The 25585-nt window shown below is 60.2% G+C and carries 18 protein-coding genes and 2 pseudogenes; 9 read left to right on the top strand and 11 right to left on the bottom strand.

The genetic code is table 11. The annotated features are described in order from the left end of the window. Window positions 1–195 precede the first annotated feature (195 nt). Window positions 196–441 (top strand): annotated as a pseudogene (locus DCG74_RS31510) (EAL domain-containing protein); the annotation flags it as partial. A 117-nt stretch (window positions 442–558) separates the two neighbouring features. On the opposite strand, the gene DCG74_RS31505 reads toward DCG74_RS31510, so the two are convergent. The 5 genes and pseudogenes from DCG74_RS31505 to DCG74_RS31485 form a co-directional block, all read right to left on the bottom strand. Further along, on the bottom strand, window positions 559–1869 hold the full coding sequence (locus DCG74_RS31505) for an HlyD family type I secretion periplasmic adaptor subunit (protein ID WP_172785491.1): 1311 nt from the start codon (window positions 1867–1869) through the stop codon (window positions 559–561). Further along, window positions 1866–3782 carry a type I secretion system permease/ATPase gene (locus tag DCG74_RS31500; RefSeq protein ID WP_246708810.1) on the bottom strand — a complete coding sequence of 639 codons (1917 nt, stop codon included), beginning with the start codon at window positions 3780–3782 and terminating at the stop codon, window positions 1866–1868. Before DCG74_RS31500 ends, DCG74_RS31505 begins: the two co-directional genes overlap by 4 nt. 77 nt (window positions 3783–3859) lie before the next feature. Beyond that, window positions 3860–6859 (bottom strand): DUF5801 repeats-in-toxin domain-containing protein, encoded by a 3000-nt coding sequence (locus DCG74_RS31495; protein WP_172785490.1) that lies wholly within the window; start codon window positions 6857–6859, stop codon window positions 3860–3862. Between the two features lie 129 nt (window positions 6860–6988). After that, window positions 6989–7393 (bottom strand): annotated as a pseudogene (locus tag DCG74_RS39070) (hypothetical protein); the annotation flags it as partial. A 1225-nt stretch (window positions 7394–8618) separates the two neighbouring features. Then, window positions 8619–8858, bottom strand: a complete 240-nt coding sequence (locus tag DCG74_RS31485) for a DUF1127 domain-containing protein (RefSeq protein WP_172785488.1) — start codon at window positions 8856–8858, stop codon at window positions 8619–8621. A gap of 145 nt (window positions 8859–9003) precedes the next feature. Between DCG74_RS31485 and DCG74_RS31480 the strand changes: the two genes are divergently transcribed. Further along, window positions 9004–10569 carry a winged helix-turn-helix domain-containing tetratricopeptide repeat protein gene (locus tag DCG74_RS31480; RefSeq protein ID WP_172785487.1) on the top strand — a complete coding sequence of 522 codons (1566 nt, stop codon included), beginning with the start codon at window positions 9004–9006 and terminating at the stop codon, window positions 10567–10569. A 225-nt stretch (window positions 10570–10794) separates the two neighbouring features. Here the strand turns inward: DCG74_RS31480 and DCG74_RS31475 are convergent, their stop codons facing one another. Together DCG74_RS31475 and DCG74_RS31470 are read right to left on the bottom strand one after the other, a co-directional pair. Then, on the bottom strand, window positions 10795–10971 hold the full coding sequence (locus DCG74_RS31475) for a hypothetical protein (RefSeq protein ID WP_172785486.1): 177 nt from the start codon (window positions 10969–10971) through the stop codon (window positions 10795–10797). Between the two features lie 148 nt (window positions 10972–11119). After that, a complete protein-coding gene (locus tag DCG74_RS31470; RefSeq protein ID WP_172785239.1) occupies window positions 11120–11263 on the bottom strand; it encodes a hypothetical protein in 144 nt (47 codons plus the stop codon). A 742-nt stretch (window positions 11264–12005) separates the two neighbouring features. Here DCG74_RS31470 and DCG74_RS31465 point away from each other — a divergent pair. Continuing rightward, on the top strand, window positions 12006–12185 hold the full coding sequence (locus tag DCG74_RS31465) for a hypothetical protein (RefSeq protein ID WP_172785485.1): 180 nt from the start codon (window positions 12006–12008) through the stop codon (window positions 12183–12185). Between the two features lie 2050 nt (window positions 12186–14235). Here the strand turns inward: DCG74_RS31465 and DCG74_RS31460 are convergent. Next, window positions 14236–14832, bottom strand: a complete 597-nt coding sequence (locus DCG74_RS31460; RefSeq protein ID WP_172785484.1) for a phasin family protein — start codon at window positions 14830–14832, stop codon at window positions 14236–14238. Window positions 14833–15063: 231 nt separating this feature from the next. On the opposite strand from DCG74_RS31460, the gene DCG74_RS31455 reads away from it, so the two are divergent. Beyond that, the gene (locus tag DCG74_RS31455) at window positions 15064–16005 is read left to right on the top strand and encodes an alpha/beta fold hydrolase (RefSeq protein WP_172785483.1); all 942 of its coding nucleotides are present in this window, start codon (window positions 15064–15066) and stop codon (window positions 16003–16005) included. A gap of 662 nt (window positions 16006–16667) precedes the next feature. Here the strand turns inward: DCG74_RS31455 and DCG74_RS31450 are convergent. Beyond that, a complete protein-coding gene (locus tag DCG74_RS31450) occupies window positions 16668–17555 on the bottom strand; it encodes a helix-turn-helix domain-containing protein (RefSeq protein WP_172785482.1) in 888 nt (295 codons plus the stop codon). A 367-nt stretch (window positions 17556–17922) separates the two neighbouring features. Between DCG74_RS31450 and DCG74_RS31445 the strand changes: the two genes are divergently transcribed. Together DCG74_RS31445 and DCG74_RS31440 are read left to right on the top strand one after the other, a co-directional pair. Further along, complete coding sequence (locus DCG74_RS31445; protein ID WP_172785481.1) at window positions 17923–19596, top strand: NAD(P)/FAD-dependent oxidoreductase; 1674 nt, start codon at window positions 17923–17925, stop codon at window positions 19594–19596. Between the two features lie 19 nt (window positions 19597–19615). Next, window positions 19616–20809 carry a serine hydrolase gene (locus DCG74_RS31440; RefSeq protein ID WP_172785480.1) on the top strand — a complete coding sequence of 398 codons (1194 nt, stop codon included), beginning with the start codon at window positions 19616–19618 and terminating at the stop codon, window positions 20807–20809. 190 nt (window positions 20810–20999) lie between these two features. On the opposite strand, the gene DCG74_RS31435 is transcribed toward DCG74_RS31440, so the two are convergent. Further along, on the bottom strand, window positions 21000–22004 hold the full coding sequence (locus DCG74_RS31435) for a hypothetical protein (protein ID WP_257187448.1): 1005 nt from the start codon (window positions 22002–22004) through the stop codon (window positions 21000–21002). Between the two features lie 380 nt (window positions 22005–22384). Between DCG74_RS31435 and DCG74_RS31430 the strand changes: the two genes are divergently transcribed. The 3 genes from DCG74_RS31430 (at window position 22385) to DCG74_RS31420 (ending at window position 24519) form a co-directional block, all read left to right on the top strand. After that, on the top strand, window positions 22385–22888 hold the full coding sequence (locus DCG74_RS31430) for an isoprenylcysteine carboxylmethyltransferase family protein (protein ID WP_172785478.1): 504 nt from the start codon (window positions 22385–22387) through the stop codon (window positions 22886–22888). Window positions 22889–23101: 213 nt separating this feature from the next. After that, the gene (locus DCG74_RS31425; RefSeq protein WP_172785477.1) at window positions 23102–23764 is read left to right on the top strand and encodes a phytochelatin synthase family protein; all 663 of its coding nucleotides are present in this window, start codon (window positions 23102–23104) and stop codon (window positions 23762–23764) included. Between the two features lie 368 nt (window positions 23765–24132). Next, on the top strand, window positions 24133–24519 hold the full coding sequence (locus tag DCG74_RS31420) for a cupin domain-containing protein (protein ID WP_122402589.1): 387 nt from the start codon (window positions 24133–24135) through the stop codon (window positions 24517–24519). 188 nt (window positions 24520–24707) lie between these two features. Here the strand turns inward: DCG74_RS31420 and DCG74_RS31415 are convergent, their stop codons facing one another. Continuing rightward, window positions 24708–25454: a C13 family peptidase gene (locus DCG74_RS31415; RefSeq protein ID WP_210268266.1), complete on the bottom strand. Its 747-nt coding sequence runs from the start codon at window positions 25452–25454 to the stop codon at window positions 24708–24710. Window positions 25455–25585: the final 131 nt, after the last annotated feature.

Genomic DNA, 25585 nt, shown 5'->3' with positions numbered 1-25585 from the left:
GCGAAGCGCTCAAGACCTGATTATGCCGTTTGGGTGCTCAACTGTGGTAACGCGCGCTACCGCGTGGGCCGGGCACCCGACATGGCTGCCAAAGTCGACCCTCTCCGTTAATTGGCCGTGCCCAACCAGCCGCTGGCTGGCAGCCCTTCGCATGACAGGTTGTTGTCTGACCCGTATTCACCTAGCTGATGCGGGTCGTTCGTCTTCGGTCTGCTTTCGAATTCCGACGACGCTGCCATCGTCGGATCGACCATCGGCCTCAGCAAGCAGCTCGGTCTCACGGTCGTGGCTGAAGGCATCGAGAACCGCGCAACGGCCGACTTCCTGGTCAGCATGGGATGCGAGGAAGGGCAGGGCTATTTCTTCGGCCGTCCGATGCCGGCCGAGGCATTCGAGAAGCAGTTCCTGGCCGCGGAGTTCGCCACCGTCAGCGCAGCCTGAGCGGGCTGCTCTCGCAACGACTGAATCAGTGAACGTCGCCCCGCGCAACTGAATCCGGTGACAGCCGCCGTTAACAAGAGATCGCGCTCACGTAGGGGAGGAGACCGAGGTCGCAGCTTAGCGTTCGCGCCAGGCGCGCATCAACTGATCGGAAAGGGGCTTGACGAGGTACGACATCACCGTACGCTGGCCGGTCTGAATGAAGGCTTCGACCGGCATGCCGGCGATCAGCTTCAGGTCGCCCAGGCGAGCGATCTCCGTCTCCGGAACGACGATGCGAGCCACATAATAGCTCGTCGTGCTCTTTTGGTCGACCGCCACGTCAGCGGACACCTGGCTCACTTCGCCGTTGAGTTGGGGTGTGGTGCGCTGGTTGAAGGCTGTAAAGCGCAACAGCACCGGCTGGCCGACCGACAGACGATCGATCTCATGCGGCGGAATCCGCACCTCCACGACGAGCGCGTCGTGCGTGGGGACGATGAGCATGATCTGCTCGCCAGCGCTGATGACGCCGCCGATGGTGTGCAGCGCCAACTGATGCACTGTGCCGTCCTGCGGCGCGCGAATATCGATGCGTTTGAGCTGGTCCTCGGCCGCCACTCGTTTCTCTACCAGTTCCGAGGTCTTGGCCCGGATCTCGGCGAGATCCTTTCCGACTTCGGTGCGCAGATCCTGGTCGATCTGCATGATTTGCAGCGTGGTCTCGGTGATCCGCCCTCTGGCTTCGGCGATTGCCGCGACCAGAGCGCCACGTTCGCCATGCAGGCGCACCGCGTCGCGCTCTAGCGTTGTCAGGCGCGTGATCTGGACCAGATTCTTTCGCCACAGTTCGCGCACGCCCAGAAGCTCCTGATCGATGAAGGTTGTTTCGCGGTCTTTCGCTTGTATCTGTTCTTCGAGCCCGCGGATTTGCTCGCGGAGCTGGCCGATGCGTTCGTTGAGCTGCGCCTTCTTGCCGGCGCGCGCGGCGCGGCGCAACTCGAAAAGCTTGCGCTCTCCGACGATCAGTCGATCGACGTCCGGATCGGCGGCACGCTCAATGAGGTCCGCGGGAAAGTCGAGCCGGTCCTGCCCATCGCGCTCAGCTTCGAGCCGCGCCCGGCGCGCCGCCTGTTCGTCGAGACTCTTCATAACGATCAGGAGGTTGGCCCGAGTCACCGTCTCGTCGAGGCGCACGATCACATCGCCGGCTTTCACTCTGGCCCCCTCACGGACGTTGAGTTCACCGACCACACCGCCGCTCGGGTGCTGCACTTTCTTGGTGTAGCTATCGACCACCAACGTGCCGGAACCAATGACGGCGCCGGCCAATTCCGTGGTCGTCGCCCACCCCCCGACGCCGCCGGCGAGAACGATGACGACGACGAGGCCAGCGCGCAGGTGTTGACGGATGGCTCGCGGAACCACGTTCACCGGCTCGCGGCTCATGAGCTTACTCCCTCAGTCACGATCTTGAGCGGCACTGCCGGACGCGGCGGCGTCATCTTGGCCAGCAGCGCGTCCTTCGGTCCGAACGCCTGCACACGCCCCTCGGCCATCACGATTAGTTGGTCTACGGCGGCCAGCGCGCTGGTGCGATGCGCGATGATGATGACGATGCCGCCGCGTTCGCGCACCCCGAGCATGGCTCGCGTCAGGGCCTGGTCCCCCTCGGCGTCGAGATTGGAGTTGGGCTCGTCGAGCACCACCAGGAAAGGATCGCGGTAGAGTGCACGGGCGAGCGCGATGCGCTGCCGCTGTCCGGCCGAGAGCGCCGAGCCGCCTTCGCCGATCGGCGTGTCGTAGCCGTCCGGCAGTCGCAGCACCATGTCGTGCACGCCGGCGGCGCAGGCCGCGGCGATCATCGCCTCCGCGTCGGGGACCGGCTCGAAGCGATTGATGTTCTGCGCCACCGTGCCGGCGAACAGCTCGACGTCCTGCGGGAGATAACCGATGTGGCGACCAAGGGCTTCCGAACTCCATTGCTCGAGCGCGGCGCCATCCAGCCGTACCTTTCCGCGCGCCGCCCGCCACACGCCGACGATGGCGCGCACCAGCGACGACTTACCCGATGCGCTCTGGCCGACGATGCCCAGCCCCTGTCCCGGGCCCAGTGCGAAGGAGGCTTCATGGACCACGACGTTCTGTTCGCCAGGAGGCGTCACGGAGACAGCCTCGAGGGCCAGCGCTTTGCACGGTGGCGGCAACGGCGTCCTCTCCTCCTCGACCGGGAGCTGCGCCCAGTGCTGCTGCAGACGCCTCCAACCTTGTCGGGCCGAGATCAGGCTCTTCCAGTGGGCGATGGCAAGCTCAACCGGAGCGAGTGCGCGCGAGGTCAGAATGGCGCCGGCGATGATGATTCCAGCGGTGGCCTCTTGAATGATAACGAGGTAGCCGCCGACGCCGAGCACCGCCGATTGCAGCACCATGCGCAGCACCTTGGATGCGGAGCCGAAGCCACCAGCGATGTCTGCGGCGCGACGCTGGGCGAACATGTAGCTGTCATTGACGCTCGCCCAGCGCGCGGCAAGGCGCCCGCGCATGCCCATGGCCTGCAATACTTCGGCGTTCCGGCGGCTCGCCTCGGCGAGTGCGTTGCGTTGCGCGATCTGGCCCGTGATTTCCTTCGTGCGCGCACGCGTCAAGCGATCGGTAAGAAGCGTCAGGCAAACCAGCATCACCGAGCCGATCGATGCCGTGAGCCCGAGCAGCGGATGAAACAGGAAGCAGATCGTGAGGTAGAACGGAATCCACGGCAGGTCGAACAGCGCGGTGGGGCCGAGCCCGGAGAGATAGCTGCGCACCTGGTCGAGGTCGCGCACCGGCTGCAGCCCGTCGCCGCTCGCGCGCGCACGCAGCGGCCATCGCGCGACGATGTCGTAGGCGCGCGCCGAAAATGCGCGGTCGAGCCACTCGCCGACGCGGACAAGGATGCGCCCGCGCAGAATGTCGAGGAATGCCTGGAACACATAGAGGGCGCCGACGAGCGCGGCGAGACCGATCAGCGTCGGCACGCTGCGACTCGGCACCACGCGGTCGTAGACTTCGAGCATGAAGAACGAGCCGGTCAAATAAAGCACGTTCAGCATGGCGGTGATCAGGCCGAGCCCGACCAGCACGCTGCGACAGGCCTGCAGCGGCGTGGACACGGGATGCGCGTGAGGAGGCACGTTCTCTCGCGGCGCCGCCGCCGCGCGCCGCCGCTTCCAGACCAGCCTGATCAAAATGAAGGCCGCCGCGGCGAACAGGCCGACGCGCATGGTGAGGCTCGCCAGCTCCTCCGGATATCCGAGAACCTGGCCACACCAGGCGGCGGCGGGCCGGGAGAGCTGGCCGCACCAGGCAGTGACACTATCCGGCATCGGATCTACTCCAGGCCCGTGCGACCGAACAGGTGCCGGCTGCGCGCCATAGCGGCGTGCAGCCGGCGGCTTGTGGTTCAGACGTTGATGACGTTGTCGTGGTTTCCATCGATCTTGACGGAGAAGCTGCTGGAAGCCGTATCCCCGTCGGCATCGGCGATCTGAACGGTGAAGTCGAGCTTCTCGTCGGGCGCCGGCTGCGACTGGATCAGGCTGAACCCGCCGATATCGAAAGTGTTGTTGTCGTTGCCGTCGATGCCGTCATGGGCGCTGATGTTTTCAATCAGCACGCGGTTGTGGGTTCCATCCGTGGTCCATTGCACCTTGTCGCCGGTGCTGAGGCCCGTGATGATCAAGTTGCCGTCGTCGTCGACCGTCGCGACGGGAGTATATGTCGTATTGCCTGACTTGACGACGAAGTTGGTAAGTGTGGCCGACGTGATGTCGACGTGCGTGTCATTGGTGAGCCCGTCGACGAACCCCGTCCCCGGCTCGTAGGTAGTGCTGTAGGCCGTGATCTTGACGGTGATGGGTCCGACGCCCGGGTTCGTCTGGTTCACGGTAAAGGACGCCGATGTCGCATTGAACAGGGCCTGGAAGTTGATGTTGGCTTCGACATCGGCCTCGTTCTGGTCCAGATTGGGCACGAGGAAGTTCGTGTTCGTGCCCGTCACGTAGGTGATGTACGCGCCTTCAGTGGGGTAATTGGCGTTGTCATTGAGCTGGTTCCCGTTCACGCCGAACGAGGTGGTGCTGCCGGCCTGGCTGATATTTAGGACGTCCTTGGTCGTGATGTTGCCGCCCTGGGACTGGTTCAGCGGATTCTCCCCGATCACCACGATCTGAGACGAGGTCGGATCGCCGAAGGTCATGAAGAGATTGCTACCGGAGGGCGCTCCGGCAAAGCTGAAGCTGATCTCCGCAGGCGGAGGATTCTGCAGGACATCGAAGGTGTAGTTGCCGCCGGACACGGTCAGCTTGAAGAAGTCGATGTCGCCTGCGTTGTGTGTACCGCTGCCATCGACGTCCTTGTAGTAGGTTGCGACCGTATTGTTGCTCGAGAGGTCCCGGAGCAGCGTTGTCTGCGAGACCGTGCCATCCAGAATCGTCAGGCTCGCCGGCGAGCTCGTGATGCTGTACGTCGCAGGATCATCCACTCCGACCAAAGCGCTGAGCGTCTTGGTTACGCTGGCGCCGGCAGCAAAGTCCACCTGCCCATCGGCGATGGGGCCGATGCTCGGCCCGTCGTCCTGGAACTGCACGGCATCGCCGATGCCGGTCGAGCTCGTTGCCGTGTCGCCGTCGCCGTCGGTGACCGTCACCACTGCCAGCAGCGCGCCGTCGGTGATGTTAATCGCCTCATCGTAGCTGGCACCTCCCGTCGGGTGTTTGAGCGAGGCGAATTGCGCCACGCTGACGACACCGGTCGAGCTGTTGATTGCCACTGCGAAGGCCGCCTGACCGGATTGACTACCGATGCGGCCGACCACCAGGTCGCCTTCCTTGAACAGGAAGATGCTCGTGCCGCCGGTCGTGTCGAGCCCGGAATCCACCCCTGCGGAGGACACCGCCAGCGAGAACGCCGTCGTCGCGCCCTCGTTATCAGCACCCGCAGAGCTGCCGGTCGCGGTCACGATCGGGGTGGCTTCCTGCGCGTAGCCGGGGCTGAGATCGGTGCTTTTATTGGCGACGCCAGCGAACAAGGCGACAACACCTGCCGCGGTTGTGTCGTCGGCATCCGCGTCGACCCCCGCAGTCTCGTCATGCGCAACCGTCGCCGTGCCCTGCGCGATTCCCGCCGTCGGCCCGTCGTCCTGGAACTGCACGGCATCGCCGATGCCGGTCGAGCTCGTGGCCTTATCGCCATCGCCGTCGGTCACCGTCACGACCGCCAGCAGCGCACCGTCGGTGATCGACACCGAATCATCGGGATTGGTGGTGCCCGGATGCTTCAGCGAGGCGTACTGCGCCACGCTGACGACGCCGCTCGTGCCGTTGATCGCCACCGCGAAGGCCGCCGCCCCGGCTGCACTGCCGATGCGGCCAACCACCAGGTCGCCTTCCTTGAACAGGAAGATGCTGGTGCCGTTGGTGGTGTCGAGGCCGGAATCCACCCCCGCGGCGGACACCGCCAGCGAGAATGCCGTCGTCCCGCCGAACGAGTCAGTGCCATACGAACTTCCGGTCGCGCTCACGACAGCCGTCGAATTCTGCGCGTATCCGGTCGGGCTGAGGTCGCTGCTGACGTTCGTTAGGCCCGCAAACAGCGCCGCCACCGCCGCCGCGGTGGTATCGTTGGCATCCGCGTCGATACCCGCAGTCTCGTCATGCGCCACCTTCGCCGTGCCCTGCACGATCGCCGCCGTCGGGCCGTCATCCTCGAAGTGGATGGCCGTGCCGACCACGGCGCTCGCGGCGTTGGAGCTGACAAGGCTGAAGCCGCCGATATCGAAGGTGTTGTTGTCGTTGTCTTGATCGGTATCCGCGTTGCTGATGTTTTCGATCAGGACGCGGTTATGGGTTGCGCTCGTCGTCCACTGCACCGTGTCGCCGCTGCTCAGGCCGGTGACCGTCAGTGTTCCGTCGGCGTTTACGGTAGCGACCGGAGTATATTGCGTATTGCCTGATTTTTTGACGACGTTGATGAAGGAGGCCGATGTGATCGCGATCTGCGTGTCGTTGCTGAGCCCGTCGACGAAATTCACCCCCGGCTCGGCGGCGGTGCTGAAGGCCGTGATCTTGACGGTGACGGGGCCGATGCCTGGATTGGTCTGGTTGACGGTGAAGGAGCCGCCGGTCGCGTTGAAGACGTTCTGGAAGGCGATGTTGGCTTCGACGTCGGCCTCGTTCTGATCGAGGTTCGGCACCAGGAAGTTCGTGTTCGTGCCCGTGACATAGGTGATGTACGCCCCCTCACCAGCGTTGATCTGGTTGCCGTTGACGCCGAACGAGGTGGTGCTGCCGGCCTGGCTGATATTGAGCACGTCCTTGGTCGTGATGTTCCCGCCCTCGGATTGATTGAGCGGGTTCTTGCCAATCACCACGATCTGGGTGGAATTCGGATCACCGAAGGTCATGAAGAGGTTGCTGCCGGACGGCGCGCCGGCGAAGCCGAAATTGATCTGCTCGCTGACCGCGACCTTGAGATGGCTGCCGAGGTCGAGGGAGTCATCGGGGTTGGTGCCATCCAGATGCTCCAGCGCCTCGTATTGAACGCTCCAGATCTTGGCGCCGGTCGCGGTCTGCTCGAGATAGACCGCGAAGACGATGGCACCAGCTTCCGTCTTGCCGACCACGATGTTGTCGTTCGTGGGGTCGGCCCAAAGGAAGACCTCCTCGCCGTCATTGGTGAAGAGACCGCTCGTGTCACCGTCGAGCGCGCCGCCAGTCGAATCGGTGAAGGCGAGGTTGCCGATCGCGCCCGTGACGCCGCTGATGGTGATAACGTCGCCGCTGCTGACCGCATGGTTGATCTCCGCGGCCGGAGCGCCCAGTGCCGTCAGCCGGCTTGAAAACGCGCTTGGGAGCGTCGTGTTGGTGTCGTCGTTCTGCAGGCCAGCGGTTTCGTCGAGGGTAACGGTTGTGCCGGTAAGAGTGACTGAAAGTGCCATGAGAAACCTCCTACAAAAAACTAGTGGTAGGCTCGCACATCAGAAATTCCTGCGTCCTTCGGCGTATCGCGAGTTTCGTCAACGCCGGCATCATCGGCGGCAAGCCGATCACAGGCTCCTTCTCTTTCATCTTCATCGAAGAATTTCCCGCCGCCCGGGAGGTGCGTCACAGACGCAACAAAACCATCTCGTCGCTCTCAGTCGAGAGATCGGAGCCACAACACGGTCGGATGCGCGCGCCGCTCGAGCGGCGATCACACCCTATCGTTTGGATATTTCCTGACGGAAGCGCAGGGCTCAAACATGACCGCCCTTTCCAGCAATTGAGATGCTACTTTGAAACTCTCTCAATCAACGAGGGCCTACGCCGTTCAACACCTTGGCGGGCCCGCAATTCACGTCGTATCGAGCATGCCAATGCTCGACGAACGCAACACATTAAAATCGTCATTAACTTTTGTAAATAGCGTCATTAATTTTCAAATATATATCTAAATAGATAGCGATCGTCGCAACAGCCAAGGCGGCACATCTCGCGCGCTGTGATGGTTTCTTGCAGCTCTAACGAAAGCGGCGCGAACGCAATGCGAAACGATCAACTGCTCGAAGCTCGAGCGCGTGATCACGGCGACTATCAAGAGCGGCATTGGGTCTCACCTCGATGCGCCAGATCCCGACGAGATCAGCGGATTGCGCTGCTGTAACGCCGCCATCTTGGGAATCGAAATTATGGCAATGCCAACCGCATTTTTCTCGCGCTTTCAAGCGCGCACGCAATATCGACAACCGACCTGCTCGGCTCAAGTGCTCGCGCAATCACTATTCGGCTTGTTCAGCAAGTTATGGCGGCATGCCTCTCGCGTCTGCTTTCGCTCATCTCGGACGCGACGTTGAGGCGCGTGAGGCGGCTGCCCATGTGCTTGAGTTTGATCCCGGCTTTACAGTATCTGTGATGATCGCGCGGGGCGGGACGTCGAACTTGAAGTTGTTGCTTGAGGGCCTTCGGAAAGCGGGGTTGCCAGAGTAAGCCCGGGTGCCGAATGACCGCCAGTGGCCCGAATGCGAAGTGGCGGCACGGCCTGCCGGCGTCTGCTCAGCGGAGCATACCGGACCAGATTTGCTCAGCCCGAGCTCTTCTCAGTCTGACCCGTATCGGAGGTCAGCATCTGCGCCATGACGCCTTCTGGTTGTGACCAATCCGACCTTCCTTCGTTACCATCGGCATTCATTCACCGGATAGGTTGCCTCGCGGATCGCAATCTCGGTGCGAGGCGACGTAGTCGATTTCGCCGCGCGTAATACCGATATCCATAAGCTCCCTGTCACTAAAGTCGCACAAGTTGGCCAGTAATCTCCGGCGTTTGCGCCACTCCTGAAATGCATTCCAGTATGCTTCGAGAGGACTGTAGACCTGCCGCCTTGCTGTTGCCGGTCCCAGCTCGGTGGTCCCGTGGATCGTGCTCATTGAGGGTGTCCTGTCTGGACTGCTCACTAGGACGGAAGTTGCCGCAAGAGGTGCCGGCGCGCTTAACTGGTGGCTTACATTTCTCTTACCGGCGGCTTATTCTTCATGCGCTAATACAGAGGCGGCCCCGAGAAGGAATGGCAGCTTGCGCTATCTTTTCGAGGAATACGCATTCGATACCGACCGGCGCGAGCTGCAGCGGGGCACTGATGCGGTGTCGATCACACCGCAGGTTTTTGACCTGCTCGAGTACCTGATCCGCAACAGGGAGCGGGTTGTAAGCAAGGACGACCTCGTCAACGCCATTTGGAATGGTCGCAGCGTATCTGACGCGGCGTTGACGACCCGCCTGAATGCCGCGCGAAGCGCGATCGGCGATTCCGGTGAGGCACAGCGCCTGATCAAGACGTTACCGCGCAAGGGTTTTCGTTTCATCGGCACGGTCCGCGAGGTGAACCAGCTTTCCGGCGCGGCGGCGATCTTGAGCCGCGATATTGAATTCGCGGAAGCCCCCCTTCCACTACCCGATAAGCCCTCGATTGCTGTGCTGCCGTTCGAGAACATGAGCGGTGATGCCGAGCAGGAGTATTTTGCCGACGGAATAGTGGAGGAGATCATCACGGCGCTTTCGCGGTTCAAGTCCCTGTTCGTTATCGCCCGAAATTCAAGTTTCACCTTCAAGGGCCGAGCTGTAGACATCAAGGAGGTCGGGCGCAGGCTCGGTGTGCGCTATGTGCTTGAAGGGTCTGTGCGCAAGGCCGCAGGAAAAGTGCGCATCGCAGGACAATTGATCGATGCAGCCACAGGGGCTCATATCTGGGCGGACAGATACGAACGTGACCTGACAGACGTCTTCGTTCTCCAAGATGAAATCACGCTAGCGGTTGTCTCCGCCATTCAGCCGAAGCTGCTCCAAACGGAGATCGCAATGGCGACGCGGCGGCGACCGGAGAATCTCACCGCCTATGATCTTTACCTCCGGGCCGTGGGCGAGTTCCGTTCGATGACCCGCGAAAGCTTTGCCGAGGCGATAAGGCTGGCTCATCGCGCCTTGGAGCTCGACCCTCGGCTCGGTCTGGCTGCCGGCCTGGCAGGTAACTGTCACGCGCTCAACGTCGTCTTCGGCTTTGCTGTCGATCCTCAATTCGAGCGCCGAGAGGCACTTCGACTTGCTCGCCTCGCATTGAGCATCGACGACGGTGATGCAGACACGTTAGCATCCGCCAGCTTTATCTCGGCAATCATGATCGGCGCTGGGCAAACCGAGATCGAAATGGCGAACCGTGCGGTTGCTCTTAACCCGAATGCATTTCAAGCCTTGGTCTGCAGAGGTCACGTCTACAGGATTGCGGGGTTACCCGAGGAAGCAATCCTCAGCTTTGAACATGCCGTCCGCATGAGCCCATTAGATCCGGTGCTGCACGCGGTGATGGCCGGGATAGGGATGGCCTTGATTGAGCTTGGTCGCTTTGAGGAGGCCGTCGAAGCAGGAAAGAAGGCCGAGCGTCAGAACGCCTCCTATTCATCAACTTACCGCTGCCTCGCGTCCGCATACGCCCATCTCGGACGGGATGCGGAGTCACGCGAAGCGGCGGCACGTCTGATTGAGCTCGACGCCGCCTTTAACATATCAGGGTGGATAGCCCGGGGCGGGCAATTGAACGCGAAGCTGCTGATCGAGGGGCTCCGGAAAGCGGGGTTACCCGAATAGTAGTCCTATTTTGGCGAGATGATGCACTAGCGGCCCTGCAAGCGCCGCGCATGAGTCGGGTTTTGGCCCTTTGCGGCCGTGCTCGCGCGTTTCGGCGGCGTCCGCTCCTAGCGGCTAAACGGACCTAGCCTTTTCCCTACGCGGGTCTCCACCACCTTTCGAACCGCGGCCTCGGAGGTGCCGAAGGACGGTTCGGCGGTAGGTTCATGTCGCAGTGACGGGCACCTAGGCTGCGAGATCGAACGTCGCAATCAGAGCACGGACCTCGCCCGCCAATTGGCGATAGTGCTCGCTCGCTCGCAAATAAAAGCCCCGATTGCTCTCATTTGCCCTCTTGGCAATCAATTCGCATTCAGCAGCAAGGCTCTCATACCGCTCTAACTTGGCTTGAAAATCCCTCATCCGAGCCATCCAACTAGTTACAAACAAGGGGGCCGACGTTATTCGCGGATTTGTGGTGCGGCAAGAGGATTGGACCATGCTGCATTGCAAATTCGAATGCTCTGCCCGCCGCTCAGAACGGTCGGCGCGCCGGTGAGGCCGGACGGCATCATTCTGCCGCGTGCATGCCTTGCTCCGTCGGCTCGCCGGGGTGATAAAGACCGTCAATGCGCTCGACGAGAAGGCCGTAAACGCGCGCGAGCCGCAAGGGCTTGAGCATTCCGGGGAGTAGAACGACCGGGTCGTCCTTCATGCCTCAGGCAAGTGGCTGGATGGGCAGTCGTTCCCGAACTCCTCGTTTAACGGCTCTGCCTATCGCGGCCCGCCACTAAAGGCGCACGGGAGCATCGCCTCAAATCGGCGAACGTTAGTGCAACACACGAGCGGCTTCTGCCAGCCGGACCTTCTCTCGTAAATCCTCGAGTTCCTGAAGCATTTTCAGGAGATCCGGCAGGACGGTTGCCCGCTTCAAAATTCGAGTCGTTTGTCCCATCGCTACACGCCTCCATGGCTCGCAACGGCGAGCCACATCAAGGCGCCCACACGCAAATTTTCCCCTGCAGGCGGAATTGCATTTTTAACAAATTTGCTGAGCGGCGTTGGCGCGGTGGCATTCACTGGGCGTGGTGCGTGCGGCGATAGATTTTCCAAGGCTCCAGAATCGGTCGCCTATTATCCTGAGGGAAGAACGGTTTATGGCCCATTGCTTCCATTAGCGCGTCGCGGCGAGTTGTCCGGGTCGGGGTAAAGCGGAAGCACCCCACCGCGGGCCAATCGGCGCTGTTGACCCGAAGCGGACATGCTGTTGCAATCTTCGAACTCTCTTTCGGCGGACAAAGACTGCGCGGCTCGTCTGAGGTCAGCTCTAAGCCAGTATACGCACTTGCAACTGGAACAATGTCCAAGTGATCTGATTGAAGTGTGTTATGGCTTGGCTGGGACTAGCACGGAGTATTCCTGGCGAAGCGTGGTGATAGTCAGGGAAGGTGCTTCACATGGATGACGAACGAAAAGCTGGGAAACGGGCCGCTGAAGGCTTGCGCGAGGCGACTGCTAAGGAAGAAGCGAAAAACGAGAGCAAGACGGGACACGATCTAGCGAAGGGCGCTGATCGCTTCGAAGAACGCTCTAAAAGCTCCGATGGAAGAAGCGCAAAAGAGAAACAAAAAGGGTGAATGTACCACAGCAGACCAAGCGCTGCGTTTCGATGGACCTCCCATGCGAGCCACCGGGACCGATGGTTGGCTGTGGTGATCAACTGTTAGCCCAGCTGGCTTTGGGCAAGGTTCTCTAGGATCCGCGTCGCCTTCTGGCTCGTTGCCGATCTGCGCTCGAAGAGCAGAAAGGTCTGCTTGCAGGAGATGAGTCGATCAAGGTGAAGCAGCCCGCCACGACCGTGCTCGACACGAAAACCTCGTTTGCACCAGCAAGCGCCGCACTCGCGCTCCTATGTGGACAGCGATACCGCCGACATCATCACCAATCATTTCGCGACAGGGGGCCTAGTAAACGCACTGTCGGACCCAGTAGCCACCGCTGACCCGTATCCACTGGCATGGACTCGGCGGGGGCTCTTTGATGATCGGCCACCCGTGAATATCGATGTTTGTTGGCGCGGTGATGCCGCGCCAAAAGACGGCATTCGCTTCGGAGGAATGGAAGACCAAAGCTCCGGCGAAGCAGGTAGCGGCTACACAGCACAGCAGGAAACGGCTCATTTGTCTGATCCCGGCGAGACGTTGGACCCTTGCCGATGCTACGCGAGCCGCAGGGTTTCATCCACACCCACGGCGACCAGTCTGCCGCTCCGGGGGCGCTCCCAACGTAGAATTACGGGCTCTTGGCGCTACGTTGCATTGCGAAGTGCACGCTTGTGAGACCAGGCGCTTCGGTTTCGAATTCGGGTCCTTCGAAACAGTTCGTTAGCTTTCATGTGGCTTGCTGGGAGCGTGCCGATTACCGCCGATCGCGGCACATTGGAATGGGAATGCCGGCCCCGGCTGTTTCTCCCAACCTGCGGCTGGGGCCGTTTTGAACTTTTCGCTGCATCGTTCAACCCGGTCCACAACCATGTTTAGAGGCATTGCTATCGCGCTATTTGGAATGAGCATGCTTTCGCAGCTCGATCGCGCGCTCTTCTACGGCCGCAATACTGACGCCGCGCTGCGGCTGATACGGGACGTTGGCCAAGGTTTTGGGCTGTAGGTCCGCCCGCGCTGCCCTCAAGATCGCTCCGGGACTACTTCTTCAACAGCAGTCCCAACGTTCGCGCCATGCGCCTCACCGATCCGGCGTGGCGGCCGAGTTCGGCGGCTATCTTTGACGCGCCAACTCCCTGTCGGGCCAGCGCGATCAACCGTCGGACCTCCTGCTCGGCCCATTGTTTTGGCTTCGGAGTTTTCATGATGCGGCGCTCGATCCGCACCAGTTAACCAGCGAGCGAAATTGCCGACACTTGGGAAATTTACGGGTGGACTTCCTGCCTGAGGCCGCCCCTCGCTTTTAAACGGCAGTTTCGATGCTTGTCGGCTATTGCCCGTAAACCGAGCGTAGGGCTGCGCTTGCCACGACCGCAGCTTGCGACCCCCCAGCTGCCTTTCGCTGCTACAGACCTCGACGGCGATAGCCCGTATGAGGCAATGAGCCTGACGTATTGAAAGCCGATTTTTGGCTATGGTAGATTGCCAGTTTATCCCGATTGCTTTGATCCGTCTTAGTAGTGCTTTTTGTACTGTGGAGGACATTTATGCGAAGCTCTCGCGCAATGCTTTATCGGCAACAACTTGGCGAACTCGCCTCTCAGCTCTCAGAACTGGAAGATCTTCGAAGTCTGGTCGAAGATGCAGAGCGCGTCGCCCGAGGTGCGCCTGCATTGCGCTCTAGACGCCATGCTTCGCACCGCCTCCGAGGTCGTGATCGCGGCGCCCTGTCTGTCCGCCTCCGCTGCTACACGCCACCAGGCAGAAATGCAGGAGGTCTCAGGGTCCCTCAGAACGACAACTTAATCGATTGGATGTTGCTTGAGCCATTTCCCGACGGATGGTGGGCTTCTCCCTAAAGCTCTTCAAACGGCTGCCAGTAAATCAAGTTTTCTCGTCTGCTTGTGGCCCTAGTGTGGCCGTGCCGCCTTGCTTTAAGCAAGCGGCGAAGCCGGAATCTACCGGGCGGGACAGGCATAGGCGCGGCTGAGAGTCCGCCGCGCCGGTGCCATGATTGTAACCGCGCCTAGGCTGCCTGCCGCATGCGTTCGATGCTCCGAGTTATATGATTTCCGGCATCGTCCGCCACCTTCAGAGACAAGTCTGCCATCCGGCGGCTGGTATCCAACGCACTCCTGATCGTGTCGCGCATCAGATCGGTTTGCACAGCGGCCAAATCGTGAGGAGTGCGGCAGTTCCAGAGTTCATTCGTGCGGTCCATGGTTCTCTCGATCTGCTGTCGAACGAAATCGAAGTACTCACGCGATGCACCATTCATTCCTTTGGCGACTGCAGTCGTGGAGTATATGATTGCTTCGGCATTGCGGACCGAGCGTTCCGCTGCCTGCTGCGCCTCATTGCCGGTCAAACCGAACGTGCGACCCAGCTGATCAGTCGAGCGACCCATCATGGCCGCCGCCATGTCGAATCCGAAGCGCCAAGCGTTTTGCAACATCTCGGTATTTTGCCGCAAGAGATGGCCGCTGGCTTGCGCCACCTCCTCCCCGGCCTCGGCGGTGGCCAAGCCGATCCGCCTGGTCTGCTCGGCGGTCCTCTCGCCGGCGCGGCGGATTGTGTCTTCAGGGCTTTGGGTGGGTTTTTCCTCTGGGCGTGGATTGGCCATTTCGTTGCTCCATCGTTCTTGTTGGTGAGGTCGGATCGCTATGCGCTTCGTCACATGCGATCCTTAGCAAACGTGAGCAATTCTGCGCCGTTCCGGACCGAGCGATCTTTTAATCAATCCTCCGCGATTGCGCGCAGGAACGAGCACTTCAACTTCCAATTATTCCTTGGTTTGGCTCGTCTGCTCGCGCTGCGGATCAGACGTTTCTTGGTCCAATCTCAAGGCTCAGTCATGACCACCGCTGAAACCGTACTGCTCATCGTTAGCTTGTTGTTGGCGCTTCTCGTCATCGGCAACATCGGCTTCTCCAAACTGGCCGAGCGAAGAAATCCGCCTATCGGCAAGTTTCTCGAGTGCGACGGCGTGGTACTCCACTATATCGATCGGGGCGATCCCGCGGCTCCTTGTGTCGTGCTGCTTCATGGCAACGGATCCATGATCCAGGACTTCATGATCGGTGGGCTGGTCGATCTTCTTGCCCGCAGCAATCGCGTGGTGTGCTTTGACCGTCCGGGCTTTGGCTATAGTCAGCGGCCGCGGCTTCGACTATGGAGCGCAACGGCTCAAGCAGCTCTGCTGGTGAAGGGGCTCGAGCAACTCGGGATCCGCGATCCTGTGGTGCTGGGCCATTCTTGGGGCGCCTTGGTCGCTATCGCTCTCGGCATGCGGAAGGATTATCCGATCCGGGGTCTTGTGCTTGCGTCCGGCTACTACTTCCCGACCATCCGATTGGATGTGTGGTTGATGTCAGGTCCGGCCATACCGGTCTTGGGCGACTTGGTCAGCTACACTGTCGCGCCGATCATCTCGTGGGCCATGTTGCCGGGAGCCTTCCGCAAGATTTTCGCGCCCCGGTCCGTCCCGTCGACATTCAAGAACGAATTTCCAGCGTCTCTCGTTCTCAGGCCCACACAATTGAGAGCGGCTGCGGAGGAAAGCGCACTCCTCATTCCAACTGCAACACAGTTCCAAGCCCACTATTCGACCATGAGCCCCCGCGTGAAAATCTTCCATGGAGCAGAGGACCAGGTGATCGAACAGAAACAAGCTCGAGATTTACATCAGGCGCTGCCTCGGTCCGATCTTCACCTGGTTCCGAATGCCGGACATATGGTCACGCACGCAGACCCCGTTGCCATTGCGGAGGCCGTCAATTCAATGACGAAATATTAGGGGGAGGAGTTGTCTAGTCTGCCTATCCTCCGGCTCAACAGCCTGTCTGAGCTCACTTGGATCCTCAGAGTAATCGAACAACGCATCCGACACGGTGCCATCCCAGGCATTCTCGAGCTGTGGCTCGATTAAATGTTAATATATAATCAGCTATTTTAAATAAATTAAATGCTGGACGAGATTTAAATTTGGATTAGAATGAGAACCGCTTGGCGCCGGATGAACGCGTCAAGGACCTCCTAGAAGCGGCCCCCATCATCCCGCCCTGCCAGCCCTGTTCCAGGGATGCAAGGGCCGCTTCTAGGGCAAAATGTGAGCCAGATCATGCACTTGTCACTAGGTGATTTGTTTCTCATCTCCGCAGGCACCGGTACGCTCCTACTGATTGAGCTCGGAGTATTGATCATCGTGGGTGTGATCTGAGCCAATGGAGAAGAGCGTAGGGACGTTCTGAAGGCCAGCTCCATATCCCTTGTAAGCGTGTTCGGCCTCGATCGCGCGGAGCAGGGCGGCAAGGCTGGGATATTCCAAGCCATTGCGGACGTAGCGGTCGCGAGGAGATCTTCGCCGGGGGCGAGCAGCTTCGCGTAAGTTCCGCTTTCGTGAAGCATCAGCCAGCCCTACTCGACCGCATAGGCAATGCCAGCGAGAGAGAAAGCGGCCTAGCCGATGTATTGCCTGCGATATTCCGCCGGCGTCATGTTCATCTGCCGGCGGAAGATTCGGTTGAGATGACTCTGATCTGAAAATCCGCTCAGCAGCGCGATCTCTTTCAACGCCAGGCGATCCTTGCGCAGATACTGGCACGCGCGTTCCACCTTGCGGCTCAAGACAAAGGCGTGTGGCCGCATTCCATAATGCACATGGAATTTGCGTGCGAACTGAACGGGCGAGCAGTTGCAGATATTGGCCAATTCCTCGAGCGTAATGTTTCTCGAGATGTTTTGTTCGATATAGTCCTCGATCAGTCTTGCATGGGCAGGCCTGAAACGCCCCTGCGAACAGGGCAATTTGAACTGCACCGAGGCATATCTTCGCAGGACGTGCACGCTGGCCTGAAGCGCCAGCGCATCGTAGCAGAGCCGGCCACCGGGGCCCCCCGCCGCAACCTCCTGCACCATCTGATCACCAATCCAGGTCAGGATTGGGTCTTCGACCTTGAGCAAGTCGTGAAGTTCGACGTGTTGCGCATCGCGATCGAACGCCTCGCTTGCAGTCTTCGCCATAAACGCCGGTGAAATGTAGAAATGACTGACCTCGATATCCTGGCTCCATCGCCAGTTCGAGCCTTCCGCGCGCGTGAGCAGCGTCGTGATGCCGCGGCCGACGTGATCCTGCTTCCAGGCCCCGGTAACCCTGCGGTTCATCGCTGTCGCGCCCTCGCGGTAGAGGACGATCAGATAGTTCTCGGACGGGGGCACCCAGATGTCAGACGGTGCATAGCGGAACACCCGTAGCCGAAAATCGGCCTTTCCCACCGCGGAGCTGTCCAACATCAGTTCGCCAGGAGCGTAGCGCGGCAGCTCCTCGACCGTGATGAATTGGCCCATCGCGCAAGCCTCCCTCCCTGGATTCTGGGAAGCGTTAGCCGCTTTTTCTCTCATTGGCCGGATGGCAACCGCGCAGCATAAGCTGGTTTTGCCATTTGCCAAGCGAGTTGCACCAGGAACTGCGGCCCTCGCGGCGCGGCACCACCCACGTCGTTCAAAGGATTGTCGGTTTCGTTCAAGCCGCGAGCGTCAGCACGCTCGTAGGCTGTCTCGCGTTTCAGGCATGAGCGGAGAGAGCGGCGCAAACGCCGCGGGTGAAACAGCCCCTTCGACTTGTCGAAACGGGAAATGATGCGATGCACCACCACCCGACCCTGCGACGGGTGGGCAAGGTCGTGCGCACTCAGAAAACATCAAGGAGGGAAATATGGCGGAAGATGCGACCAAGTCCAATGGAGGCAACGGCGCGCATGTGACGGCGCGCTTCGATGCGGTGGTGATCGGAGCCGGCGTCGCCGGACTCTATGCGCTCTACCGTCTGCGCGAGCAGGGGTTGAAGGTGATGGCGATTGACGCAGCCCCCGGCGTCGGCGGCACCTGGTATTGGAATCGCTATCCCGGCGCGCGCTTCGATTCGGAAGCCTATATTTATCAGTATCTCTTCTCCGAGGCGCTCTACAAGGGATGGAGCTGGAGCGAGAAATTCCCGGGCCAGCCGGAAATCGAACGTTGGCTGAACTACGTCGCCGACCGTCTGGATCTCCGCAAGGACATCCAGTTCAGTACCACGGTCAATAGCGCGCATTTCAACGAGGCAACCCACCGCTGGCTGGTCACGACCGAGAAGGGTGACGTGATCGACACCCAGTTCCTGGTTACCTGCTGCGGCATGCTCTCGGCCCCACACGTGTCCTTTCCAGGTCAAGAGACATTCAAGGGGCAGTTGTTTCACACGGCGCGCTGGCCGAAGCAGCCGGTCGACCTCGCAGGCAAGCGTGTCGGCGTCATTGGTAACGGAGCGACCGGCATTCAGGTCATACAGACAATCGCCGGCGAGGTCGGCCATCTCAAGGTGTTCATCCGCACCCCGCAATACATCATCCCGATGAAGAATCCGAAATACGGCGCGGCCGATGTCGAGGTCTATAAGTCGAAGTTCACGTCGTTCACCGAGCGCCTGCCGCACACCTTTACCGGGTTCGAATACGACTTCGAGCACACCTGGGCAGGTCTCACCCCGGAGCGTCGCCGAGAGGTACTCCAGGCTTGCTGGGATGACGGCTCCCTGAAGCTGTGGATATCGTCCTTCGCCGAGCTGTTTTTTGACCCCGAGGTCAACGCCGAGATCTCCGAATTCGTGCGCGAGAAGATGCGCGAGCGGCTCAAGGATTCGAAGCTGTGCGAAGCCCTAATTCCGACCGATTATGGCTTCGGGACGCACCGTGTGCCGCTGGAGCAAAAATTTCTCGAAGCCTTCCATCGTCCGAATGTCGAGATCGTCGGCGTCAAATCCAATCCGATCGAACGTGTGACGCCTGCGGGCATCCAGACGGCCGACGGAACGATCCACGAGCTCGACATCATCATTCTGGCAACCGGATTCGACGCCGGAACCGGTGCGTTGACGCGCATCGATATCAGGGGTCGGGGGGGCCGTTCGCTGAAGGAAGACTGGAGCAGGGACATCCGCACGACGATGGGTCTGCAGGTTCACGGCTACCCGAATCTCTTCACCACCGCCGTGCCGCTCGCGCCTTCGGCGGCGCTCTGCAACATGACGACATGCCTGCAGCAGCAGGTCGAATGGATCGACGGTTGCATCAGGTACATGCGCAGCAAGAGCCTTGACGTCGTCGAGCCGACGAAGGACGCCGAGGACAGCTGGGTGGCGCATCACGATGAGATCGCCAATGCGACGCTGATCGCCAAGACCAATTCCTGGTACTTGGGCTCGAATGTCGAAGGCAAGCCGCGCCGCGTTCTGTCCTATTGCGGCGGTGTCGGCAGTTATCGCCAGAAATGCGACGAGGTCGCCGCGAATGGCTACCAAGGCTTTGCGATGCAGAGTCCTCGCGAAGCCGCCACGGAGAACGTCATTTAGGTACAGAGGGGAGGAGACCATGAACACGAATTTCACTGCAGCGGCTGACGCCGTTCTCAACGATGTCGTTACATCCACTCCGCGCGTGCCCGGTGTCGTCGCGATGGTGACGAACCGCCATCGCAACATCTACGAAGGCGCGGCCGGCAAGCGCCGTCTCGACCGACCGGCCGAGATGACAACCGACAGCATCTTCGCCATCTTTTCCACGACCAAGGCAATCACCGCCACGGCGGTCCTGCAGCTCGTCGAAGAGGGCAAGCTCGATCTCGACACGCCCGCCAAGCGCTACGCGCCCGAGATCGGCAAGCTCCAGGTCATCGAGGGTTTTGATGCCCAGGGCGAGCCGATCCTGCGTGCGCCCAAACGCGACATCACCACGCGCATGCTGATGGTCCATACCGCAGGTCTCAGCTACGACTTCATCAACCACACCTATAACCGTCTGGCCCAGGAAAAGGGTCAGCCAAGCGTCATCACCGCTTCCAAGGCCTGCCTGATGACTCCGCTGCTTTTCGATCCCGGCGAACGGTGGGAATACGGAACCAATCTTGACTGGTGCGGTCAGATCGTCGAGGCCATCAGGGGGTGCCGGCTCGGCGAGGTATTCCAGACTCGGATTTTCGAGCCGCTACGCATGAAGGAGACGACGTTCGAGCTGACCGATGCGATGCGCCAGAGGCTCGCCGGGATCCATGCGCGAGGCGCCGACGGGTCGCTCACACCGATGGATTTCGAACTGCCTGCCAAGCCCGAAGTGCACATGGGTGGCCACGGCCTTTACAGCACGATCGGCGACTACATGCGTTTCATCCGCATGTGGCTGAACGACGGCGTGGGCGAGCACGGCCGGGTGTTGAAAGCGGAGACCGTCCGCATGGCGGACAAGAACCACCTGGGTGACAAGAAGGTGACGCCGATCACGGGCGTCATCCCGTCGCTGTGCAATGATGCCGAGTTCTTCCCCGGCCAGTCCAAGTCTTGGGCGCTGAGCTTCATGGTCAATGATGAAGAAGCTCCCACTGGCCGTCCTGCCGGCGCGCTCGGTTGGGCTGGCCTTGCCAACCTGTTTTACTGGATCGATCGCCAGAACGGCTTTGGCGGGTTCTGGGCTACACAGATTCTTCCCTTCGGCGATCCGGCGTCGTTTATCGGCTACATGAATTTCGAGACGGCATTTTACCAGAGCCTGAAACAGCGAATGGTAAGTTAGCGACTGGCCTGATCTCCTTCGCACGCGGCCACAGCGCCCGCGTGCGATTGCTCCGCATTTGGCCCGTGGCTGACTTCCCCTCTTAGGCTCGCACCGTCCGCTTCCGAGGGCTGAGCGGAAGCCATCGCCGGAGCCGCCGAGGGCAGCCTTTGACCCAATTCGGAGCTGGACGGGCGCCACTGCGGTTCAACTACGGCAGTCCTTGTGTCGCCGTAAAGGGATTGAACCCGCGTTCTGCAAGAGCAGCCCACGAAGCAGCGCCAAGATGTGGCAATCGGAAATAGAGTCGTGGCTTGGCCGGATCGGTATCCAGCATGAACCCGGTCGGTAGCGCTCGGATACTTGTGGCATAGAACCCACCGTCCGGCGACCTTTGGGATTCGATGACAGCGACCAACGATTTTGCCTCCGCAGCCCTGCCGAGCAATTTCAGCAAGAGAGCCATTTGGCTTGTCCCTTCGGTCCACACACCATCTCGGTCTTCACCGTAAGAAAAGCCCTCGTCGACTCTCATTCGCTGTTCGGCGGTCGCAATGGCCGATGCAAATCTCCTGGCCGCTCCGGGGAGCGCCGTTAACGGCCAGACTTGAGCATCAAGGGCCAAAATCGGATTGCGCGTGACGCCGTCTTCGGCGGTTCCTGCGGCGAAACAGCCGCATGCCGGATCCCACATCGTATCCACGAAGCGCTCAGCAGCTGTTGCCATGTCACGCCAGCGCGAATCGCCTGTACGGGCTGCAAGAAGGCCAAACGCGGCGGCGAGGTCGGTATTGTGTTCAGTCGATTTCCATGTCCGCAACTCGGGCGTCGGTTCGTGCCCAAACGTACCGCCCGTGAAACCGCCAGTCCCGCGTTTGTCGGCCCATTGCGCGACCCAGGTGCCAAGCCGTGCTGCACCATCGCGGAATCGAGAGCCGGTGTTCACGTCATCAATCGAGAGCAACGCCAACATGGCCCATGCGATGTTACCGTTATCGCTGCCCACCTGATATCGATCCTCCAACCACTTGTTCTGCGTGTTGTCCCACCACCCCGGAAGTTTGACCGGTCCATTCGCCACCACACCCCCGGCGTAAGCGTTCCGCAGCCGTCCATCATGCCAGGTCCGGTCATTGTCGACGGCCCAGAGAATCGCCGCGCCGATGCGACGTGCTTTGCCTTGCTCACCGCACCCGACCAATGCGATGGCGGCCACCGCATTGTCATAGAGGTATGCGGCGCCATGCAGAGGCCCCGAGTCCACGGTTGGATAGCTGGGCAAGAACAACGGCCCTGGCGGTGCCTTATCGATAAGACCAGCGAGGTACCCGCATGCAGACGCTTCTGGTGTTGCCAGAGCCCGTCGTGGAGTGGCGACCACAATGATTATGAGAGTCGTTAGGATGCATACCAAGGAAGTTATTCGGGCCACTTGTCGTTCTCCGGGTGGCGGCTGATCTTATACCCATCGGCGATGTCTGGAAGTGGCCCCGCGGCTGACTTCAGTCCAGAGCGCGGGGATGTCCGCTTCATTGCGTTCAATGCTCGTAGAAAGTGATTTGCTAGGCTATTCTTGTCCGGTTGTGGGAGCACGCAATGTCGAAAGCAATTGCCGTCTTGGGCTCCGCTCTGTTCTTTGTCATTGCGCCGTTGGTGCTGGCAGGCTTCGTCCCGTGGTGGGTCACGCAGTGGGAATTTCGGCCAGCTTTTTTCGGCGTCGATCTAACCCGCATCCTCGGCGCTGTATTGATCATCGTCGGAGTGCCCGGACTCGTGGATTCGTTTGCCCGTTTTGCGCTGGAAGGGCTGGGGACGCCCGCCCCGATCGCGCCGACACAAACGCTCGTAGTGACTGGGCTTTATCGCTACGTGCGAAATCCCATCTACATCGCGGTCGTCGCAGTCATTTTTGGTCAGGCCCTTTTGTTTGGTGATTGGCGACTCCTCTGGTACGGCGCGCTACTCTGGCTTTTTTTCCATGTCTTTGTGGTGATTTACGAAGAACCGACGCTCGAGCGAACATTTGGCACGGAGTACGAGAGCTTTCGGGCTAATGTGCCACGCTGGATTCCGCGGGTAACGCCATGGCGAGCCGCATAAAAGAATCGCTGCATTATGAGGACCGAATTTGGCCCGCTGGAGACCGTCCGCCGGCGCTCAACACGTCCCTCCACCAGAACCAACCGGAAGTCACCGCTGACGCGTAGCGACGCGCTGGACCCTCAACGGACATTTATGGGGTCTGTTCCCACCAATATGCTTAAGGATATAATCTGGCCAGCCTCCAGTCGGACTGCTGCTAGGTTCAGACCCATGAAGCGGTGGCGCTCAGTCAGCATTATCTGCATGGTTGTCACTGCGGGCCTGCTGGGTGCCGGGGCCCTTGTTGGTGGCCAGTCACGAGTGCCGACAGAAGCCATAGCGTCCTCGGTAACACGTACACCGGAGCTCATGGAACGCGCGTGGCACCTGCCAGTGGCAGCTACATTCCACAGGAACGTTAACTGGCAGTCAAACAGCTCTCGTTGCGGACCTGCAGCTGTTGCGAATGCGTATAGGTCGCTCGGCGAGGCGGCAAGCACGGAGGGCAAGGTGTTGGCTGGCACCGGGCGGTGCTGGACAGGCTTATGCATCCTGGGTCTCACGCTTGACGAGCTCGCCGAGGTCGCGGGGACCAACACGAGCCGCAAAGTCACTGTCTTGCGTGATCTCAGCGAGGACCAGTTTCTGGAGCATCTGCGTCGCTCCAACGATCCAGGCCGACGCTACATCGTGAATTTCAATCGCGCGCAAATTTTTGGTGCTGGTGTTGGACATCATTCGCCCATTGGCGGCTATCTGGAAGCCGACGATCTAGTTTTCGTGCTCGATGTCAATTCCAGCTACCAGCCATGGCTAGTCGAGCGAAAACGACTGTTCGCAGCTGTAAATACGTACGATGGCGATAAGAAGCGCGGGCTGCTGCTGATCGAGTAATTGCAAATCTCTGCGGTCTGTCACGTATAGCCCCGAGCTGAAGACGGCGAGCGAGGGTGGGGGTGACCAAGCGGTCGAATAACAAGGCTGCGAGCTGCTGCCTTGCGATGGGTCTGCTCGTGGCCCGTTTGAGACATGCCGAGCGGCGGCGGACATGTCCGTTCACCGGGGTCGACCGGAAGTCATCGCGGCAAGGCTAAGCCGACGCGAAGGACCCATTGCGGAAATGCCGCCGTTTGCTGGATGCAGTGTCCCTGAGGGAGTGGACGTGGTGCAGCGCACAGAAGATCAATCTTGAGTCGCGGCTGCCGATCGGGCTTAATTTTCGCGATCTGCGATTTCCGCCGATCGGAAAACGGGGAATTGCGATGAAGATGATAATCGGACTGCTGTTTGCATTTCTCTTGGCCGTACCCGCTAAGGCGCAGGACTCTCCATTCCGTAAGGAGCTGAAGCGCGCTGATCTCTCAGGCACAAACATGGAAGTCATCACCAGCATTTCTGAGATCAAACCGGGTGACGTCTCAACCCTCCACATTCACCACGGAGAGGAGTCATTCTACGTCTTAGAGGGCGGCACGATCGAACTTCCCGATGGGAAGCAAGTGCCGTTCCCAACCGGTATAGCTGCCGTTAACGTCCGCGAAGTGCCCCACGGAGCTTTCAAGGTCGTCGGCGACAAAACCGTGAAGCTTCTCACAGTGCATATCGTCGACAAAGGTAAGCCTCTCTACGACAAACCTCCTGCGAAATAGATCGACCCGCGGGAGACCGCATTGTGCGGGCGGCCTCTCCGCTCCCCTGAGAGGAGTGAGGCGAGTGAAGGTCGGCTATTGGCCCGCATGCGAAGTCTAAGCGGGCAGCCAAATAGTTTGCTTGTCGGGTGTGACCGGAAACGGCGATACACCCGCGAGCAATAGCGTCTGAGCTCACGGCCGGTTGCTTAAGGGCGTCCGACGAGCAATGGCAGCACGTCTGCACCGCCCGCCATGAGCGGATTCGACGGCTCGAAATGTTCCCGCAATTCTCGCTTCCGGACGAGTGAGCGCGCATAGAGAAACGCATCCTTCAGGCTGACAGCTTTTCGGAGCGCGACGTTGAAAAAAGCGTCCCCAAAATAGGTCCACTTGGCCTTGTCCTGGCAGCCGAACGACGGATGCTTGTCATCGGCCGCGGTGATGACCAGCACATGGGGAGTCGCTAGGTGCGGAATAAAAACCCCGGAATAACAAGCCGAGATGACCACCACCTTGTGTCGCACACCTGTCTTCGCGAGCATGTCGCGGAGACGAGATGGCGTAAGCGTTTCTGTCAGCCGCCCCGCCTTGATTGCAAGGCCATCAGGAGAGCCATGCGAGGTGAGAATCAAAAACAGAACATCTTTCTCGGGATCCAAGCGGTTGGCTGCCGCCTGCAACGACTTGGTCAGAGCTTCGATCGTTGCACTTCCCCCTTTCTTGGAATTGTACTCCACGTTGATCGGTCCAGTCTCGAAACGGCCGGCCACGACCTGAGCCGCGCCGGTCGCCTCGGATCTAAACACGCTTTGATCCCCATACAGGCCAAAGGACACCACGCCAACCTTTGCAGCGCCCTCAATAGCATGCACCGGAGGAACGAATGGCCAGATGGTCAGAAAAAAGGCGACGAGCGGCGCGCCGAGCCGCCTGATCGAGTACCTGGAGGTCATCGCGAACCTCGTTTCGATATCGCCGCTTCGGAATTGGGGCTCAACACAAAATATAAAGCCAGCTGATTTTCATCCTTCGGAATGGAAGTGCAAGGGTCCGGAAATGGCCGGCGACGTTCGATGCGCCTCAA

The organism is Bradyrhizobium sp. WBAH42 (assembly GCF_024585265.1).
In the GTDB taxonomy this organism is placed as follows: Bacteria; Pseudomonadota; Alphaproteobacteria; order Rhizobiales; family Xanthobacteraceae; genus Bradyrhizobium.
This window is presented reverse-complemented; position numbering and strand designations above follow the sequence as displayed.

What these genes read in the sequence shown, in the direction of transcription:
- DCG74_RS31495 (WP_172785490.1), bottom strand. Translation starts at nt 6,859, where the DNA reads ATGACCTTCGGTGATCCGAATTCCACCCAGATCGTGGTGATTGGCAAG.
- DCG74_RS31430 (WP_172785478.1), top strand. Translation starts at nt 22,385, where the DNA reads ATGTCGAAAGCAATTGCCGTCTTGGGCTCCGCTCTGTTCTTTGTCATT.
- DCG74_RS31420 (WP_122402589.1), top strand. Translation starts at nt 24,133, where the DNA reads ATGAAGATGATAATCGGACTGCTGTTTGCATTTCTCTTGGCCGTACCC.
- DCG74_RS31465 (WP_172785485.1), top strand. Translation starts at nt 12,006, where the DNA reads ATGGATGACGAACGAAAAGCTGGGAAACGGGCCGCTGAAGGCTTGCGC.
- DCG74_RS31445 (WP_172785481.1), top strand. Translation starts at nt 17,923, where the DNA reads ATGGCGGAAGATGCGACCAAGTCCAATGGAGGCAACGGCGCGCATGTG.
- DCG74_RS31425 (WP_172785477.1), top strand. Translation starts at nt 23,102, where the DNA reads ATGAAGCGGTGGCGCTCAGTCAGCATTATCTGCATGGTTGTCACTGCG.
- DCG74_RS31460 (WP_172785484.1), bottom strand. Translation starts at nt 14,832, where the DNA reads ATGGCCAATCCACGCCCAGAGGAAAAACCCACCCAAAGCCCTGAAGAC.
- DCG74_RS31455 (WP_172785483.1), top strand. Translation starts at nt 15,064, where the DNA reads ATGACCACCGCTGAAACCGTACTGCTCATCGTTAGCTTGTTGTTGGCG.
- DCG74_RS31505 (WP_172785491.1), bottom strand. Translation starts at nt 1,869, where the DNA reads ATGAGCCGCGAGCCGGTGAACGTGGTTCCGCGAGCCATCCGTCAACAC.
- DCG74_RS31475 (WP_172785486.1), bottom strand. Translation starts at nt 10,971, where the DNA reads ATGAGGGATTTTCAAGCCAAGTTAGAGCGGTATGAGAGCCTTGCTGCT.
- DCG74_RS31440 (WP_172785480.1), top strand. Translation starts at nt 19,616, where the DNA reads ATGAACACGAATTTCACTGCAGCGGCTGACGCCGTTCTCAACGATGTC.
- DCG74_RS31450 (WP_172785482.1), bottom strand. Translation starts at nt 17,555, where the DNA reads ATGGGCCAATTCATCACGGTCGAGGAGCTGCCGCGCTACGCTCCTGGC.
- DCG74_RS31415 (WP_210268266.1), bottom strand. Translation starts at nt 25,454, where the DNA reads ATGACCTCCAGGTACTCGATCAGGCGGCTCGGCGCGCCGCTCGTCGCC.
- DCG74_RS31485 (WP_172785488.1), bottom strand. Translation starts at nt 8,858, where the DNA reads ATGAGCACGATCCACGGGACCACCGAGCTGGGACCGGCAACAGCAAGG.
- DCG74_RS31500 (WP_246708810.1), bottom strand. Translation starts at nt 3,782, where the DNA reads ATGCCGGATAGTGTCACTGCCTGGTGCGGCCAGCTCTCCCGGCCCGCC.
- DCG74_RS31470 (WP_172785239.1), bottom strand. Translation starts at nt 11,263, where the DNA reads ATGAAGGACGACCCGGTCGTTCTACTCCCCGGAATGCTCAAGCCCTTG.